This window comes from Achromobacter sp. D7-1 (assembly GCF_059760445.1).
In genome coordinates this window covers 1-13,936 of the sequence record NZ_JCBAMT010000004.1, presented here as the reverse complement: position 1 = coordinate 13,936, position 13,936 = coordinate 1, and the positions used below count along the sequence as shown (strand labels likewise).

Annotated in this window: 17 protein-coding genes; 13 read left to right on the top strand and 4 right to left on the bottom strand. The window is 60.4% G+C overall.

What is annotated here, in order from left to right:
• Positions 1-54: 54 nt before the first annotated feature.
• The 9 genes from AC6LKD_RS03020 (at position 55) to AC6LKD_RS02980 (ending at position 6,293) form a co-directional block, all read left to right on the top strand.
• Entirely contained in the window at positions 55-753 is a 699-nt protein-coding gene (locus AC6LKD_RS03020) for a hypothetical protein (RefSeq protein WP_207469379.1), read from the top strand.
• A 100-nt stretch (positions 754-853) separates the two neighbouring features.
• Positions 854-1,411 (top strand): hypothetical protein, encoded by a 558-nt coding sequence (locus AC6LKD_RS03015; protein ID WP_498115022.1) that lies wholly within the window; start codon positions 854-856, stop codon positions 1,409-1,411.
• 211 nt (positions 1,412-1,622) lie between these two features.
• Positions 1,623-2,399: a hypothetical protein gene (locus AC6LKD_RS03010; protein ID WP_498115021.1), complete on the top strand. Its 777-nt coding sequence runs from the start codon at positions 1,623-1,625 to the stop codon at positions 2,397-2,399.
• A gap of 364 nt (positions 2,400-2,763) precedes the next feature.
• A complete protein-coding gene (locus tag AC6LKD_RS03005) occupies positions 2,764-3,525 on the top strand; it encodes a hypothetical protein (RefSeq protein ID WP_013394885.1) in 762 nt (253 codons plus the stop codon).
• 442 nt (positions 3,526-3,967) lie between these two features.
• On the top strand, positions 3,968-4,459 hold the full coding sequence (locus AC6LKD_RS03000; RefSeq protein ID WP_498115020.1) for a methyltransferase domain-containing protein: 492 nt from the start codon (positions 3,968-3,970) through the stop codon (positions 4,457-4,459).
• A 341-nt stretch (positions 4,460-4,800) separates the two neighbouring features.
• Positions 4,801-5,154, top strand: coding sequence for a hypothetical protein (locus AC6LKD_RS02995; protein ID WP_498115019.1), 354 nt, complete (start codon positions 4,801-4,803; stop codon positions 5,152-5,154).
• A 1-nt stretch (position 5,155) separates the two neighbouring features.
• On the top strand, positions 5,156-5,461 hold the full coding sequence (locus AC6LKD_RS02990) for a hypothetical protein (protein WP_498115018.1): 306 nt from the start codon (positions 5,156-5,158) through the stop codon (positions 5,459-5,461).
• 133 nt (positions 5,462-5,594) lie between these two features.
• Positions 5,595-5,900 carry a DUF4148 domain-containing protein gene (locus AC6LKD_RS02985; RefSeq protein ID WP_013394882.1) on the top strand — a complete coding sequence of 102 codons (306 nt, stop codon included), beginning with the start codon at positions 5,595-5,597 and terminating at the stop codon, positions 5,898-5,900.
• Positions 5,901-5,930: 30 nt separating this feature from the next.
• The gene (locus AC6LKD_RS02980; RefSeq protein WP_013394881.1) at positions 5,931-6,293 is read left to right on the top strand and encodes a winged helix-turn-helix domain-containing protein; all 363 of its coding nucleotides are present in this window, start codon (positions 5,931-5,933) and stop codon (positions 6,291-6,293) included.
• Positions 6,294-6,466: 173 nt separating this feature from the next.
• On the opposite strand, the gene AC6LKD_RS02975 is transcribed toward AC6LKD_RS02980, so the two are convergent.
• Together AC6LKD_RS02975 and AC6LKD_RS02970 are read right to left on the bottom strand one after the other, a co-directional pair.
• Entirely contained in the window at positions 6,467-7,624 is a 1,158-nt protein-coding gene (locus AC6LKD_RS02975; protein ID WP_498115017.1) for a porin, read from the bottom strand.
• Positions 7,625-7,831: 207 nt separating this feature from the next.
• A complete protein-coding gene (locus AC6LKD_RS02970; protein ID WP_013394879.1) occupies positions 7,832-8,305 on the bottom strand; it encodes an Lrp/AsnC family transcriptional regulator in 474 nt (157 codons plus the stop codon).
• A gap of 108 nt (positions 8,306-8,413) precedes the next feature.
• On the opposite strand from AC6LKD_RS02970, the gene AC6LKD_RS02965 reads away from it, so the two are divergent.
• Positions 8,414-9,898, top strand: a complete 1,485-nt coding sequence (locus tag AC6LKD_RS02965) for an aminotransferase class V-fold PLP-dependent enzyme (RefSeq protein ID WP_498115015.1) — start codon at positions 8,414-8,416, stop codon at positions 9,896-9,898.
• 40 nt (positions 9,899-9,938) lie between these two features.
• Here the strand turns inward: AC6LKD_RS02965 and AC6LKD_RS02960 are convergent, their stop codons facing one another.
• On the bottom strand, positions 9,939-10,304 hold the full coding sequence (locus tag AC6LKD_RS02960) for a hypothetical protein (RefSeq protein ID WP_498115014.1): 366 nt from the start codon (positions 10,302-10,304) through the stop codon (positions 9,939-9,941).
• Positions 10,305-10,473: 169 nt separating this feature from the next.
• On the opposite strand from AC6LKD_RS02960, the gene AC6LKD_RS02955 reads away from it, so the two are divergent.
• Positions 10,474-10,863, top strand: coding sequence for a response regulator (locus AC6LKD_RS02955; protein ID WP_207469393.1), 390 nt, complete (start codon positions 10,474-10,476; stop codon positions 10,861-10,863).
• Between the two features lie 24 nt (positions 10,864-10,887).
• Here the strand turns inward: AC6LKD_RS02955 and AC6LKD_RS02950 are convergent, their stop codons facing one another.
• Positions 10,888-12,081 (bottom strand): two-component system sensor histidine kinase NtrB, encoded by a 1,194-nt coding sequence (locus AC6LKD_RS02950; RefSeq protein WP_498115013.1) that lies wholly within the window; start codon positions 12,079-12,081, stop codon positions 10,888-10,890.
• A gap of 260 nt (positions 12,082-12,341) precedes the next feature.
• On the opposite strand from AC6LKD_RS02950, the gene fmdA reads away from it, so the two are divergent.
• Complete coding sequence (gene fmdA / locus AC6LKD_RS02945; protein ID WP_498115012.1) at positions 12,342-13,571, top strand: formamidase; 1,230 nt, start codon at positions 12,342-12,344, stop codon at positions 13,569-13,571.
• Between the two features lie 11 nt (positions 13,572-13,582).
• Positions 13,583-13,915, top strand: coding sequence for a zinc ribbon domain-containing protein (locus AC6LKD_RS02940; protein WP_013394873.1), 333 nt, complete (start codon positions 13,583-13,585; stop codon positions 13,913-13,915).
• Positions 13,916-13,936: the final 21 nt, after the last annotated feature.

Genomic DNA, 13,936 nt, shown 5'->3' with positions numbered 1-13,936 from the left:
GGGGGGTGAGATGTTTTTAAATTTCAGCGTAGTTAAAGAACTTTGGATAGATCTTTGAGAAAATATTGGCGTGCCTCATTTTATAATTTAGCGGCGTCCTTCGCTGTTGTGCTGACATTTTCAGGCTGTTCGTTCATTATGGGATCCCCTCCCGCACCCCTGTTAACGAACCCCGCACCTCAAGAACTCATCAGCCCGGTGCTGATCTACACCACCGACTGCGATTTCAAAAAGAAAATTGATAGTGTCGGATTCATAGGCGCCAGAACCGCCTATCCTGCGACCTACGCTGCCGAATCCGTATGCAACGCATTGAATGCCGAACTGCCAGCTGCCATGGATGCGGCGGGTGTCAAGGCAATATTGAAGTTGCGCAAATTCGACCTCAAGACGGCCAGGCCGGAAACGATGAAAGAGGATGCACTGACCGCAGGCGTCAAGTATGTAGTCGCGGTGAGCCAGCCGAACGCATTTGAGGGTTCTCAGCAGTATCCGGCCAGCGTATCGGTGGGTATTCGTCTGTATGACGCGGAGTCGGGCGAGTACCGGGGCATGGCAGAAGATACGTATGGGATTTCGCTGCGTGACTTTTCAAACCGTGGGCCGAACGCCGAGGGACAGCGGATCGCAGCGGATGTCGCGAACAAGCTGGCGCGCTCCATGGTGCAGCGGTGCATCGAGAAGTATCCCTACCAATGTCATAAGACTGGCCTGCTGCGTTTCGCGGAACCTCGTGATGCATTCGGGAAATAATCTATCAATTAGCAGGGCGTCGGGCTGGATTTCTTCAGCTGAAACTGTAGTCTCCGCTTGATGCAAGCATCAGAATTTATCTTGTGCCGAGGTGCGTGAGGTGTCGAAGTTTGTATTTCGAATATTGGTCCCTGTATTAGTGATATCAGGCGGGCTCTCAGGTTGCTCAGCAACCAATCCTAATATTTTCAATAGCTACGACGCGACCCAAAACTCACGCGTCCGTGTTTTTGTCTACACCGCCGATCGAATTCGTCTGGATTTTGATCGTACCTGCTACACCAGTCCTGGCCTGTTGGGACATGGGGAAGGGTTGGAGATCATGCAGCGGAGCCATTATCAGGGCAGTCGCAGCGTTGGCATGGCTCCCACTTCAAAGCGTGGCGATGCTGTCTTCGATGAATTCATCATAAAGGCCGGCATTCCCTTGACCATATATGGTCAGGTCGGTGGTAAGTATCATTCGCCGAGCGTCTCCATTTATATGCGCGAAACGCGTGACGCAGGCTATTTCACGCCGATAGCTGGCGCGAACTACGAGATATATGTTCGGGATCGCAAAGTAATCGTCGAAGATCTAGGCGTGGACGGCGTAGGTAGCGCCAGCCGACTCATTGAACTCACTCCCACGAAGGCTTGTGCGGCCAACGGAAGTTAAGAACTGCATGCGTTTGCCGTTAGTTTGGTAGCGGAGATTTGGTCATGTCTTCGCTGTAGATGGCTGAAGCATGGGCTGACGTGCCTACCCTGCCATTTTCCATATGCCGGTCTTGATCTGACCTTTTGGGTCATCTGGATTTGGCTATCGACTGCCAGACCGGCGACGGTCCACGCCTAGCTAGAGAGTCGGGGCATTCACGGAGTGCGTTGTGCGGCAAAAACTACCAATACTGCGGGTCGCCCGCCAAACCTTCGATTACCTGGGCGACCACGGCGGACCGTTGATCGGCGCGTCGCCCCTGTTGATCCTGATCCTGCTGGCAGGCATTGCACTCGGCATGCACCTGGATTACATGGCGTATGTCGAGCACAGCAAACTGCTGGAATTGACAGGCTGGGTGGTGAGCACGGCCGCGCCGGTATTGGCGGCGGTGGCTTGGCACCGATGCATTCTGCTGGGCGAGACGCCGCCCGCGCGCGTCGTGGCGGGCAAGCCGGAGCGCATGTATTTCATCGTGCTGATCGTGGGCGCCGCCTTGATGTTCGTGACGACACTGTTGTGCTACATCGTGATGTTGTTCGCGCAGGGGCCGGACGGCTCACATTGGCTCGGCGTTGTGTTGGTACTGCTGCTGGTGCTGGCGCCGTGTTTTTTCATGGGCTACATCTTCCTGGCATTGCCGCACGCCGCCCTGACCGGCAAGATGGAAATATCGCGGATCGCGCCGCTGGTGCGAGGCAACCGGTTGCGCCTGCTGGCCGTGGCCGCGCTGCCGGTGCCGCTGTTGCTGCTGTTGGAGGCGGCCCGGATCTTTGTGCTGCAGATGCCGAGAGAGCCGAGCATCGGATACTACCTGTACAGCGCCATCGCGACATTCGCCGCCACTCTGATTTCCGTGACCTCGATGTCGGTCAGCTATCGGACGCTGGCGCTTAAGCCCATGGAAGAGGGTGTTCAACTCGCACCGAGTGCCACGGTGACTTGATCCGGGCATGGGGGAGCGCCTGGACAACGACATTGATTTCCTACTCGGCTGGCTCGACGGCCGGCCCTCGCTTCGTTCGGTCCTCTGACAAGCTCAATTTTTCGTCAATTGCGCGATCGTTCTCGCTTCTTGCTTCAACGTCTTTCAATAACTTGCTTTGTTGTTAATTTACAAAAAGACATCTATTGTTATTTATTGTCGTTTAAGGCAAAATTATTGGACAATTAGTTTCAATGTGAAACTTAAAAGCCAAATGGCAAGAGTCCTCTGGGGCGGCATCCGGATGAACGCGAGTCGGGAGTTCGCGTATAGCCACGGGGATGCTTCAACGCCAGGACTTAGGCTGTCTTTTGCGAGTTGAAACATGAAGAAGTTGCTTTCCGTTGTTCTTATTTTCCTGAGCGGGTGCGCAGTCAAGCAGCCGACGCCCAAATACCAATTGGATAAACAGGCCAATCAGGCCCTCATCCAGTCCGGCAAACCGGTGGAAATCTTCTATCACGACGATCAATTCGTGGTCATGGATCTCGGCGGATCCCAAGCGGCTAACGTGCTCGGCATTCTTGGCCCGGTAGGTCTCTTGATGGGCATGACGGCGGACGCGGCGCACAAACTGGACTTCAAGGCGCGTGCTGAACGTCGCTCCGAGGAATTCTCCAAACTGGTTGCCGAGAACTTTCCCGATGAGAGCATCAACCAGATGTTCGCGCGCAATGTCGCCGACTTGATTGCCAAGGAGGGCCGGGGAGTGAAGGTCACGAAGGTGACGCGCCCTTCGGGCGGCGACAATCTGGCAGCGAGCGTGTCCAAGGATATGGAGCCCACCGCGGGATACATGCAGCTTATCTTGCGACTCAGCGCCGGATATGGAGCCAGGTCCGCTACAGATACCTATAAGCCAGTGACGATCATCGAGTATGCGTTGAAGGACGAGGACGGAACGGCGCTGATGTCGCGCTTTTTCGACCGCTTCTACGGCGAGTCGGACAAGACTTTCCTTACCTACCCGGGCTTGCTTGAAGACTACAAGGGCGCGCGCGGCGAACTGAGCGCGAGGCTGAATTATTGGAGCGAGCCGCTTTACACCGAGATCTTCCATTTCCCGGATCAACCCACGGCGAAGTAGGTAACGCCCGATGACTCAACGTCCTTGGCCGGCGAGCTTGATTCAGTTGCCGCCAAGCTAAACTCTCGCCCCGGAAAAATGTTGAGGTTCAAGCCCCCGGCTGAAGTACTGGACGCAATGCTGCACTGACCGTCTGAATCCACATCATCGCTTTTGCGGGGGATTGCCGGGGGAGTTTTTGGGGCGAAAAAAATTCAGAAAACAAACCCAAGACATTAAGAATCGCCCTGGCCAGCCATTAGCTATCAATAGAAGAAGCGTAGCTTCAGGCTCCCTCCTGAGCGGCTACGACGCAGGATTCCTATCCCAGGGCAGCGCAACGGGGCGACGCACTGGGACAGCGCCGGCAAATTGATTCATCAGACTGCTGCCTATCGAGCAGCCCGGCCAGGACTCTTTCCCTTGGGACGCGGCCATCTCCATGGTTTTGTACGGACACGGCGTGACCTGCTTCATCGGTTTGGATAAGCACAACTGGCACTACGACCGGCTGCTGGATCCGGACTTCTATTCAATAGATCTGAATCCGCGCAATGCGGCCTATGGCCAGCCCAACAGGCACGTGGTGGGTTCGGCAACCGAACTGTCTTCCTACTATCGGCCGAACAGCTTCGATGTGGTGATCGCCAATGGGCTTATCGGGTTTGGCCTGGATACCGAGGAAGCGTTCAACCAATTGATGTTTGAATGCCATCGCGTATTGGCCAGCGATGGAATGCTAGTGCTCGGCTACAACGACAAGCCCGACCGCCTGAACTTCAATATTGAGCAGGCCCCGGGTTATCAAGTCTTCAAGACCTTCGAGCCTGGCATAGCGGGTATGACAGGGGCGCGCCACGTCGTGGCGGACGGGTTTCAGCATTGCTATGTATTCCTGCGGCCACGGTGCATGGGGCATGTCGCCGGAGAGATGGATATTGCTGCTGCGGCTTGAGCTGGCGCGCGGTCAGGACTGCAGGGAATAGAGAGCTGCGTGCATGTGGTTGCATGCATGCAGCCTGATCACGCCTAGCGGTAGCGCAAGCTACGTTGCCGGATCGGGACGATCGCGCGGTGATGCCTGCCTCCAATCTTATTTATTTCTCACGACGGTTCCGCCCCAAAAACCGGCGTTGAGGCCTGTCGTCGCTACAAAAAAAGTAAATACCAATTCAGAAAAACTCTGGATAGAAAACCTCCGCCAAAACATAGAATTTGAAACTTCGGCTGACGCTCAGCGGCAAGGCCACTAGCGTGCTCGACGCTATTAAGTTCTTTCTGAGGTTTTTGGGGCTCATGAAGTTCGTCAAGAAAATAACCTACGCCCTGAAGCGCGCTATTTTCCGGGTTTCTCCGGCTCTCTTAAGAAGGTTGGGCGCCAATTTCCAGCTACGGGTGCCTAGCCGGATGTTCATGGAGCAAGAGGTCTTTGACTACGTCAATGAACATTTCCGGCGCGGCGCGGCGGCTCCCGTGGCCAGGTGCCTTTTCATCGGTCTGGATAAGCACAACTGGCATTACGACCAGCTGTTGAGTCTTGACTTCTATTCAATCGACCTGAATCCGCGCAATGCGGCCTACGGCCAGCCCAAGGCACGTGGTGGGCTCGGCGACAGAGCTGTCCTCTCACTATCCACCCCACAGTTTTGATGTGGTGTTTGCCAATGGGTTGATCGGTTTTGGCCTGGATACCGAGGAGGCATTCAATCAATTGATGTTTGAATGCCATCGCGTCCTGACGGGCGATGGGATGCTGGTGCTCGGCTATAACGACAAGCCCGATCGTCTGAGCTTCAAGGTCGAGCAGGCCAAGGGGTTTCAGGTCTACAAGACATTTGAGCCCGGCATCGCCGGGATGACGGGTGCGCGGCACGTCGTGGCGGACGGGTTCCAGCATTGCTATGTGTTCTTGAGGCCCCGGCGCCTCGGGCTTGCGGAGCAGGGCCTGGCTTGGTAGCCATGGCAGAGCGCGCAGCCGCGTCCGTATGGCTCAGCATTTCAAAAACGTAATCCCGCTATCCGCTTTCTGTCTGCATCGCCTTCCTAGAATTTGATCGTGCAGTCCCCTCCACGATACATAGGAATTAAGCATGCAGATGATCCGCAAAGCCGCATTGATCCTGGCGCTGTCGGCCGCCGCTACCGGCGCGGCGCTGGCGCAGCCTGCGTCGCCTCCCGCCGGCCTGGCCAATCCCTACGGTCCGTCATTGACGCGTGCCGAAGTGCTGGCCGACCTGGCGCTCTGGAAGCGCGCGGGCGTGGACCGGTTCTGGCGTGGCGAGGAGACGCCGGACATTTACAGCCCGGAGTACAAGGCCGCATTCACTGAGTACTTCCGCCTGCGTTCGGGGCCGGAGTATCAAGCCGAAGTGCAGCGCCAGAACGCGCTGCGCTGATAGCCGGCCGACGCGGCGGGAGAGCCCGGCGTGGCTGACTCCTCCGTCATCAATCCCCCCGAGTCCAGTCCCAGGTTGCAGCTTGCCGACCTGGAGCTGGACTTGTTGCGTTGCCGCGCCTATCGCAACCGGCAGTTCCTGCCGCTGACGCCCAAGGAGTTCGGCTTGCTCGCTTTCCTGATGCAGCGGCCCGGGGTGGTGTGTGTGGGTTGGGAGCTTGCCGAGCAGGTCTGGAAAATGAAGCTGCATGTCCACGACAAGCGCAATTTCAAGTCCCATGCCGTTGCGGTCGCGATGCGCCGGCTGCGCAAGAAGGTCGATGCGGGTTCGGGTCCCAAGCTGCTGCATACGATACGGGGCGGCAGCTACCTGCTGACGGAAGGCCCGTTGTGACGCGCACAAGTTCTTGAACGGCGGTCGCCATGCGTCGGGTCGCCATGCGCCGCGCGATACCAGGAAAAAAAATCGCGCACCCGAAAGGCGCGCGGCGATCATCAGGCCTTCCCTTCGCGGAGGAGGGCTCGATCAAGGGATTTCCTGCTTGCAGCGTTTTATGAAAGCTGGCGCTAGAACCGATGGCGGATGCCCATATTCACCTCGGTCGCCTTGGCGTTGTCCAGGAAGGCCCAGTTGGTGGTGTAGGAGGCCACCGCATACAGATCGGTGCGCTTGGACAGGTTGTAGTTGTAGCCCAGGCTGTAGGTGTTGCTGGTGGCGTCACCGCCCGTGAGCTGCTTGTTGTTGGCGTCGGCGCGTTGCCACGATGCGAAGGCGCCGCCGGATTTGCCGACCGGGGCGGCCAGCGCCAGCATGTAGGCATTGGAGCGGAAGCCCTTGACGAAGGCGTAGGACGGCGTACCGGTAAATCCGCCGATGCTGCCGCCGTTGGGGATGCCCTTGCCGGCGAACCAGCCGTCGGTCATGCGGTTGTAGGCCAGGGCCACCTTGACGACTTCAAAGTCGTAGGAGCCGCCGATGATGTAGGAACGCGGCGTGGCATCGGTCTGGCTCTGGCTCAGCTTGTTCGAGGCGTTGAGCTGGTCGTAGGTGGCAAAGCCCATGACGGGGCCGTTGTCGTAGCGCAGGCCGGCGGTGATGGCGCGAGTGTTGTCGGCGGTGGCGAAACCGGTCTGGGCGAGGCGGCGGTCGTCGGCGTTGAAGGCGTAGCCGACGGCGCCCTTGAAGCCGGCCATCGACGGGGTTTCATAGACGATCAGGTTGTCGTAGCGCACGAAGTAGGCCGAGCTGAAGCCCAGGCCGGCGCCGGTGTTCAATTGATTGAAGCCGCCGCCGAACGATGAGCCGAACATGCCGGTGAAGTAGCGCGCGGCGACGTTGTACTGCCGGCCCAGGCGGACCTCGCCCCAGTCGGCGCTGCCCAGGCCCACCGTGGCTTCGCGGCCGAAGAGGCGGCCGCTTTGCAGCGAGTTGCCGTTGCGGCTGTCGTAGCCGGACTCCAGCTGGAACAGCGCATACAGGCCGTCGCCCAGGTCTTCCTTGCCGCGCAGGCCCCAGCGCGAACCCGCGGTGGTGCCGGTGGTGGATCCGATGCGGCTGCTGTCGACGCGGGTGCGGCTGCCGGTGGCGGGATCGGTGTAGGTGCCGTCGACGTTGGCGTAGCCGATGCCGGTATCGATAAGGCCATAGAGCGTGACGGAAGAGGACTGCGCATAGGCGGCGCCGGACAGTGCCGTGGCGGCCGCCGCGACGTATAGCTTTTTCATTGTGGACTCCGTGAGCAGGGAAGATCGATATGCGTCATACCGACCGGAAGCCACGGAAAACATGTCTTCTGGCGGATAGGCAGGGCCAGTGTGAAGGCCGTTGCCCGACAATCCGCGGTCGCTGAAATTACAAATCTGATCGTCCCGGCATCACGGTTTTGTCATGTCCGCGTGGATCGCACATGACGCGGTGCCTGGCCGCTGGTCTTAGCCCTCCAGCCCTCCCAGATCCGGCGGCCGGTTCTCGATGATGGCCTCCATGCTGAAGAACCCCGTCACCGTCGACAGCTCGAAATCCGTGATCAGCTTCTGGTAGAAGCGGTCGTACCCGGCCATGCCGCGGCAGACCACCTTGATGAGGTAGTCCCAATCTCCGCCGATGCGATAGAACTCGGTCACTTCGGGCAGGCGCCCCACGTGTTGCCGGAAACCATCGGCCCAGGCCTTGGCGTGGTGGCTGGTGCGGATCATTACGAAGACCGTCAGGTCCAGCCCCAGTTCGACCAGGTTGACCTCGGCCCGGGTGCCGCGAATGATGCCGCAGGCGTTCAGACGCTGCAGCCGGCGCCAGCAGGCGTTTTGGGACAGGCCGACGCGATCGGCCAGCTCGCGTTGCGACAGCGCGCCGTCCTTTTGCAGGCAGGAGATGATATTCAGATCAAACTTGTCTATTTTTTCCATATAAAAGATCAAATGACCCAATTTTCATGAATTCAGGCAAAAATTAGGTGAGGTTTTAAATTTCACCCCATCGTATGATATTCCGACGTTCCCAGGAATATCCTCGACATGAATACGATCACCAAAACCGCCTCCGCCCCGGCTACCCCGTTGCAGCAATTTCAAGAAAGCCTGAAGGCGGACGACGTCGCCGCGGCGCTGGCCGATGGGCTGATCGGCAAGGATGCGGTGGTCGACGGTCCCTATGGCGTCAAGCCACTGGTCTATGCGGATTACGTTGCGTCCGGCCGGGCGCTAATGCAGGTCGAGCGCTTCGTTCTGGAGCAGGTGCTGCCGTACTACGCCAACTCGCATACCGAGGCGTCTTATTGCGGCGGCTTCATTACCCGCCTGCGCCGCGAGGCGCGCGCGGCGATTGCGCGCTGCTGCTGTGCGGGCGATGAGCACGCGGTGATTTTTGCGGGCTCGGGCGCGACGGCGGGGATCAATCGGCTGGTGCATCTGTTCGGCGTGCGCGAGGCCATCGCCGCGGGCCGCAAGGTGCGCGTCATCATTGGCCCCTACGAACATCATTCCAACATCCTGCCGTGGCGCGAATGCGGCGCGGAAATCGTCGAGCTGGCGGAAAGCCCTGAAGGCGGCCCCGACCTGGCGCAGCTGGATGCGGCGCTGCAAGCCGGGGAGGGCGCGCTGGTGGTTTGCGCGCTGTCGGCGGCTTCGAACGTGACGGGCATCGTGGCGGATGTGGCGGAAGTGACCCGGCGCGTCAAGGCCGCGGGCGCCAAGATGCTGTGGGACTATGCCGGCGGCGCCCCCTATCTGCCGATCCGGATGACGCCTGCCGCCGATGCGGCGATCGACGCGATTGTTTTCTCGCCACACAAGTTCATCGGCGGCCCGGGCGCGTCTGGCGTGCTGATCGTGCGCCGCGACGCGGTGCTGGACACCACGCCCACCTGGCCCGGTGGCGGCACGGTCCGCTTCGTTTCGCCCGTGGGCCATGACTACAGCGGCAGCCTGGAAGCGCGCGAGGAAGCGGGCACGCCCAATGTGGTGGGCGATATCCGTGCCGCCCTGGTGCTGCTGGTGAAGGAAGCGCTGGGCGCGGACTTCATGCGCCAGCGCAATCAACACTTCGTGCAACGCGCGCTGGCCAGATGGCAGGGCGCGGCGCAACTGGAACTGCTGGGTTCGCTCACGGCGGCACGCTTGCCGATCTTTTCGTTCCGGGTGCGCAATGGCCGCGGCGGCTTCGTGCATCAGCAACTGGTGACGCGCATGCTGAGCGACCGCTTCGGCATCCAGGCGCGCGGCGGCTGCGCTTGCGCGGGTCCTTACGTGCATCGTTTGCTGGATATCGGCGCGGATGAATCGCTGCAGATGCGCCAGGCCATCCTGGACGGCCGGGAAATGGAAAAGCCGGGCTTCATCCGGCTGAACTTCAGCGTGCTGCTGGCGGACGAGAAGGCCGATTTCATCCTGGATTCGGTGCTGGCGCTGGCCGCGGACGCAACCGAGTTTGAGCACCGCTACGGCTTCGACCCGAGCCGCGCGATTTTCTTCCCGAAAAGCGCCGACAAGCAGGCCGCGTGAGACGTGCGCCCGCCGCCAGGCGGGCCGCTCCATCCCTCATTCAGTCCTTCATCTGGAGGCCGCAGGTTCTGATCCACGCGGCCTTCTTGTCCGCCAATTCGTCGGACGCGTCGCTCAGCGCGCGCGCCATCCTTGCCGGAAACTCCACCCCTTGGCGGCGACAGGCCTCGAAGTCGTCGACCAGGGCGTAGCGGGCATCCAGCAGGTCCAGCCGGCCCTGGCACAGTTCGCGATTCAATTGCAGGTCGTTGGAAGCCTCGCGCGTGCGCTGCACGTCCTGCGCGCGGTCGATGCGCGCCTGCTCCGCCTTGATCTGCGCGATGCAGTCTTCCGCGACCGCGGGCGCGCTGGCGCTGGCGGTGCAGATGAGCAGGACGGCAAGAGTACGACGGTTAAGGGCGGCCATGCGGAGATACCTTGATAGTGCGACAGAATGGGCAGCATCATAACTGCTGGGAAAATCGGGACAGGAGCCGATGCGATCGGCCCTTTGTAGACAGGCATGACGCTTGCTGACTCCCGCATGCCGTTAAGGCCTCGAAAATCCACCGGCTCCACCATTCAGGCTGGGACATATGACGGATGCCAAAATCTGCGCTGGGCGGAAGGCTGTTCTCGTTGTCGATGACAACGAGACCGCCAGATGGATACTGGCCGAGATATTGGCCGGGGAGGGTTATGCCGTCTGCGAGGCGGGCAATGCCGACGAGGCGCTGCAGCGGCTCGGGGAGCGTCCCGACATACGCGCGGTCATTACGGACATCGAGATGCCGGGCTCCATGGATGGCCTCGAGATGGCGGCGCGAATACGCCATCAATCGCCTGAAATTGCCGTGCTTCTCACGTCGGGCCGTCATTACCCCGCAGCGGATGATCTTCCGCCAGCGACGAAGTTCATCCTGAAGCCATGGGCCGCGGATGAGTTGATCCGTGAATTGGAAACAGTGCTGTGCCTCAGCTACTAAGGAAGCAGGCGGGCCGAAATACCATCATTGTCCGGCCCCCTGCCCGGGGGAGGCCTTGGGGAAGTAGAGGGTGAATGTCGTACCCTCTTGGGCGGAACTGGCCACATCGACGTGACCGCCTGTTTGCGAGACGTAGCCGAAAACCTGGCTCAAGCCCAAGCCCGTTCCTTTGCCTTCCGGTTTGGTGGTGAAGAAGGGTTCAAAGATGTGGTCCAGAATTTCCGGCGCGATGCCTTCGCCATCGTCCGAAACGCTGACGGCGACAAACGGCCCGGTGGCGAGGCCTCCCTGTTCATCCGGGCGCGAGTCCACGCAGCTGACTGCAATTCTTACATTGCCGCCGAAAGGCATGGCGTCTGCGGCATTGACCACCAGATTCAACAAGGCGTTTTCCAGCTGGCTGACGTCGGCGCAAATGAGGCAGGGATCATCAGGGAGCTGGTACTGCACCCGGACTGCTGCTCCAAGTGTTGCCTGGAAAATCGGCTTCATCCCTTCGATGCATAGACCGACGTCTACCTGGGAGGGTTCGAGAGGCTGGCGGCGCGCATACGCCAGCATTTGCTGGGTCAGGTGGGTCGCCCGCTGCGCCGTATCTGCAATGGCATTGAGGTACTTGACGCGCTTTTCAGGCGCGAGTTCGGGGTTGCGCAGCAACTCCGCGGCCCCGTCGATGACCGAGATGAAATTGTTGAAATCGTGGGCCAGACCGCCAGTCACGCGCCCCAGCGCTTCCATGCGCTGGGCCCGATGCAGAGCCAGCTGGGTCGCCTGCAACTCGAGCTGGCTGTGCCGCTTTTCAGTGATGTCGCGCGTGACCTTCGCGAAACCGATGAGCTTGCCCGAACCGTCCCGTATGGGGTCTATGACCACGCTGGCCCAGAATCGCGAGCCGCCCTTGCGGACTCGCCAGCCCTCGGCCTCGAATCTGCCTTCGCTCGACGCGATGGCCAAGGCCCGCTGCGGGACGCCTGCGGCGCGATCTTCATCGGTGTAGAAGCGCGAGAAGTGCTGCCCGATGATTTCGGCGGCTTCGTAGCCTTTGAAGCGCTGCGCGCCGGCATTCCAGCTTGCAATGAAGCCATTGGCGTCGAGCAGGAAAATCGCATAGTCAAGGACGCCCTCCACCAGAAGCTGGTAGCGGTAGGGTTCATCCAATTGGGCCAAGCTGCTGAAAGGGGCAGCAGTCCCTTCTTCCGGGGGCTCGACGAGGCTCATTGGTACTCCAATTCGCGGTGCTGGGAGCACCAATTATTCATCGACGAAACCGACCGTGCAATGGTGCGGCGCCCGCAGCCATCCTTCGCCTTGAACCATCCCTGGGCTACTGGTCGGAAACCCAGTTTACGGCGTTCCAAAACTCGCCTACTGTGCTTCACATATCAACGACTCACAGGCGCTGCCATGCGCCTTCGTGTTAAACGGTCGAAGATAGAAATTTCTGTTTTATCAACACGTTACGTTGGAGATGAAAGAGAATGACCGACACCCTCATCAAGGTCGACCTGGCCCAATCCCCCTACGAGAACGCACAGATCCACAATCGCTGGCATCCGGATATTCCGATGGCCGTGTGGGTCAAGCCGGGGGACGACTTCGTGCTGGAAACCTATGACTGGACCGGCGGCGCGATCAAGAACGATGACAGCGCCGACGACGTCCGCGACGTGGACCTGTCCACGGTGCACTTTCTTTCGGGGCCGGTGGGCGTGGAAGGGGCTGAGCCCGGCGACTTGCTGGTGGTGGACCTGCTGGACATCGGCGCCAAGCCGGACAGCCTGTGGGGTTTCAATGGCTTTTTCAGCCGCAATAACGGCGGCGGTTTCCTGACCGAGCATTTTCCGCATGCGCAGAAATCCATCTGGGATTTCCATGGCATGTTCACTTCGTCGCGCCATATTCCCGGCGTGAACTTCGCCGGGCTGATCCATCCCGGGCTGATCGGCTGCCTGCCCGACAAGAAGCTGCTGGACACCTGGAACCGGCGCGAGCAGGTGCTGATCGACACCAATCCCAACCGCGTTCCGCCGCTGGCCAATCCGCCCGCGCCGAAGACGGCGCACATGGGCGCCATGCAGGGCGCCGACCGCGACAAGGCGGCGGGCGAGGGCGCGCGCACCGTGCCGCCGCGCGAACACGGCGGCAACTGCGACATCAAGGATCTGTCGCGCGGCGCGCGGGTGTTTTTTCCGGTCTATGTGCAGGGCGGCGGCCTGTCAGTAGGCGACCTGCATTTCTCGCAGGGCGACGGCGAGATCACCTTCTGCGGCGCCATTGAAATGGCGGGCTGGGTGCACATGCGCGTGTCGCTGATCAAGGGCGGCATGGAGAAGTACGCCATCAAGAACCCGATCTTCAAGCCCAGCCCGATCACGCCGGCCTACAAGGACTTCCTGATCTTCGAAGGGATTTCGGTGGACGAATCCGGCAAGCAGCACTATCTGGACGTGAACGTCGCGTACCGGCAGGCTTGCCTGAACGCCATCGAATACCTGAAGAAGTTCGGCTATTCGGGCGCCCAGGCGTATTCGCTGCTTGGCTGCGCGCCGGTGCAGGGGCATATCAGCGGGGTGGTGGACATACCCAATTCTTGCGCCACGCTGTGGCTGCCGACGGAGATCTTCGATTTCGACATCCAGCCCTCGGCGTCCGGCCCCGTCAAGCACATCCAGGGTGGCGTGGACATGCCGCTGTCGCGCGACCGCTAGGAGAAGCCGCCATGCCCATGTATGACTATGCCTGCGGCGATTGCGGCGAGTTCGCGGCGCTGGTGCCGCTGGCCCGGTGGCGCGATCCCGCCGCCTGCCCGCAATGCGGCGCGATGTGCGGCCGCATCGTGGGCGGAGCGCCGGCGATTTCGGCGTTGTCGTCCGCGGTGAACCGGGCGCGCGCCGTCAACGAGCGCAGCGCGCACGAGCCGCGCAGCTCGCGGTCCGGCCACGGCATGAATTGCGGATGTTGTTCCGGCGGCAAGACGGGCGGCAAGACGCGTACCACGTCGGATGGGGCGAAATCGTTCGCGGGCGCCAGGCCCTGGATGATCAGCCACTGAGAACGTGCCGCCAGCGTGCAA

What these genes read in the sequence shown, in the direction of transcription:
- AC6LKD_RS02955 (WP_207469393.1), top strand. Translation starts at nt 10,474, where the DNA reads ATGACGGATGCCAAAATCTGCGCTGGGCGGAAGGCTGTTCTCGTTGTC.
- AC6LKD_RS02950 (WP_498115013.1), bottom strand. Translation starts at nt 12,081, where the DNA reads ATGAGCCTCGTCGAGCCCCCGGAAGAAGGGACTGCTGCCCCTTTCAGC.
- AC6LKD_RS02995 (WP_498115019.1), top strand. Translation starts at nt 4,801, where the DNA reads ATGAAGTTCGTCAAGAAAATAACCTACGCCCTGAAGCGCGCTATTTTC.
- AC6LKD_RS03005 (WP_013394885.1), top strand. Translation starts at nt 2,764, where the DNA reads ATGAAGAAGTTGCTTTCCGTTGTTCTTATTTTCCTGAGCGGGTGCGCA.
- AC6LKD_RS02985 (WP_013394882.1), top strand. Translation starts at nt 5,595, where the DNA reads ATGCAGATGATCCGCAAAGCCGCATTGATCCTGGCGCTGTCGGCCGCC.
- fmdA (WP_498115012.1), top strand. Translation starts at nt 12,342, where the DNA reads ATGACCGACACCCTCATCAAGGTCGACCTGGCCCAATCCCCCTACGAG.
- AC6LKD_RS02970 (WP_013394879.1), bottom strand. Translation starts at nt 8,305, where the DNA reads ATGGAAAAAATAGACAAGTTTGATCTGAATATCATCTCCTGCCTGCAA.
- AC6LKD_RS02940 (WP_013394873.1), top strand. Translation starts at nt 13,583, where the DNA reads ATGCCCATGTATGACTATGCCTGCGGCGATTGCGGCGAGTTCGCGGCG.
- AC6LKD_RS02965 (WP_498115015.1), top strand. Translation starts at nt 8,414, where the DNA reads ATGAATACGATCACCAAAACCGCCTCCGCCCCGGCTACCCCGTTGCAG.
- AC6LKD_RS02960 (WP_498115014.1), bottom strand. Translation starts at nt 10,304, where the DNA reads ATGGCCGCCCTTAACCGTCGTACTCTTGCCGTCCTGCTCATCTGCACC.
- AC6LKD_RS02975 (WP_498115017.1), bottom strand. Translation starts at nt 7,624, where the DNA reads ATGAAAAAGCTATACGTCGCGGCGGCCGCCACGGCACTGTCCGGCGCC.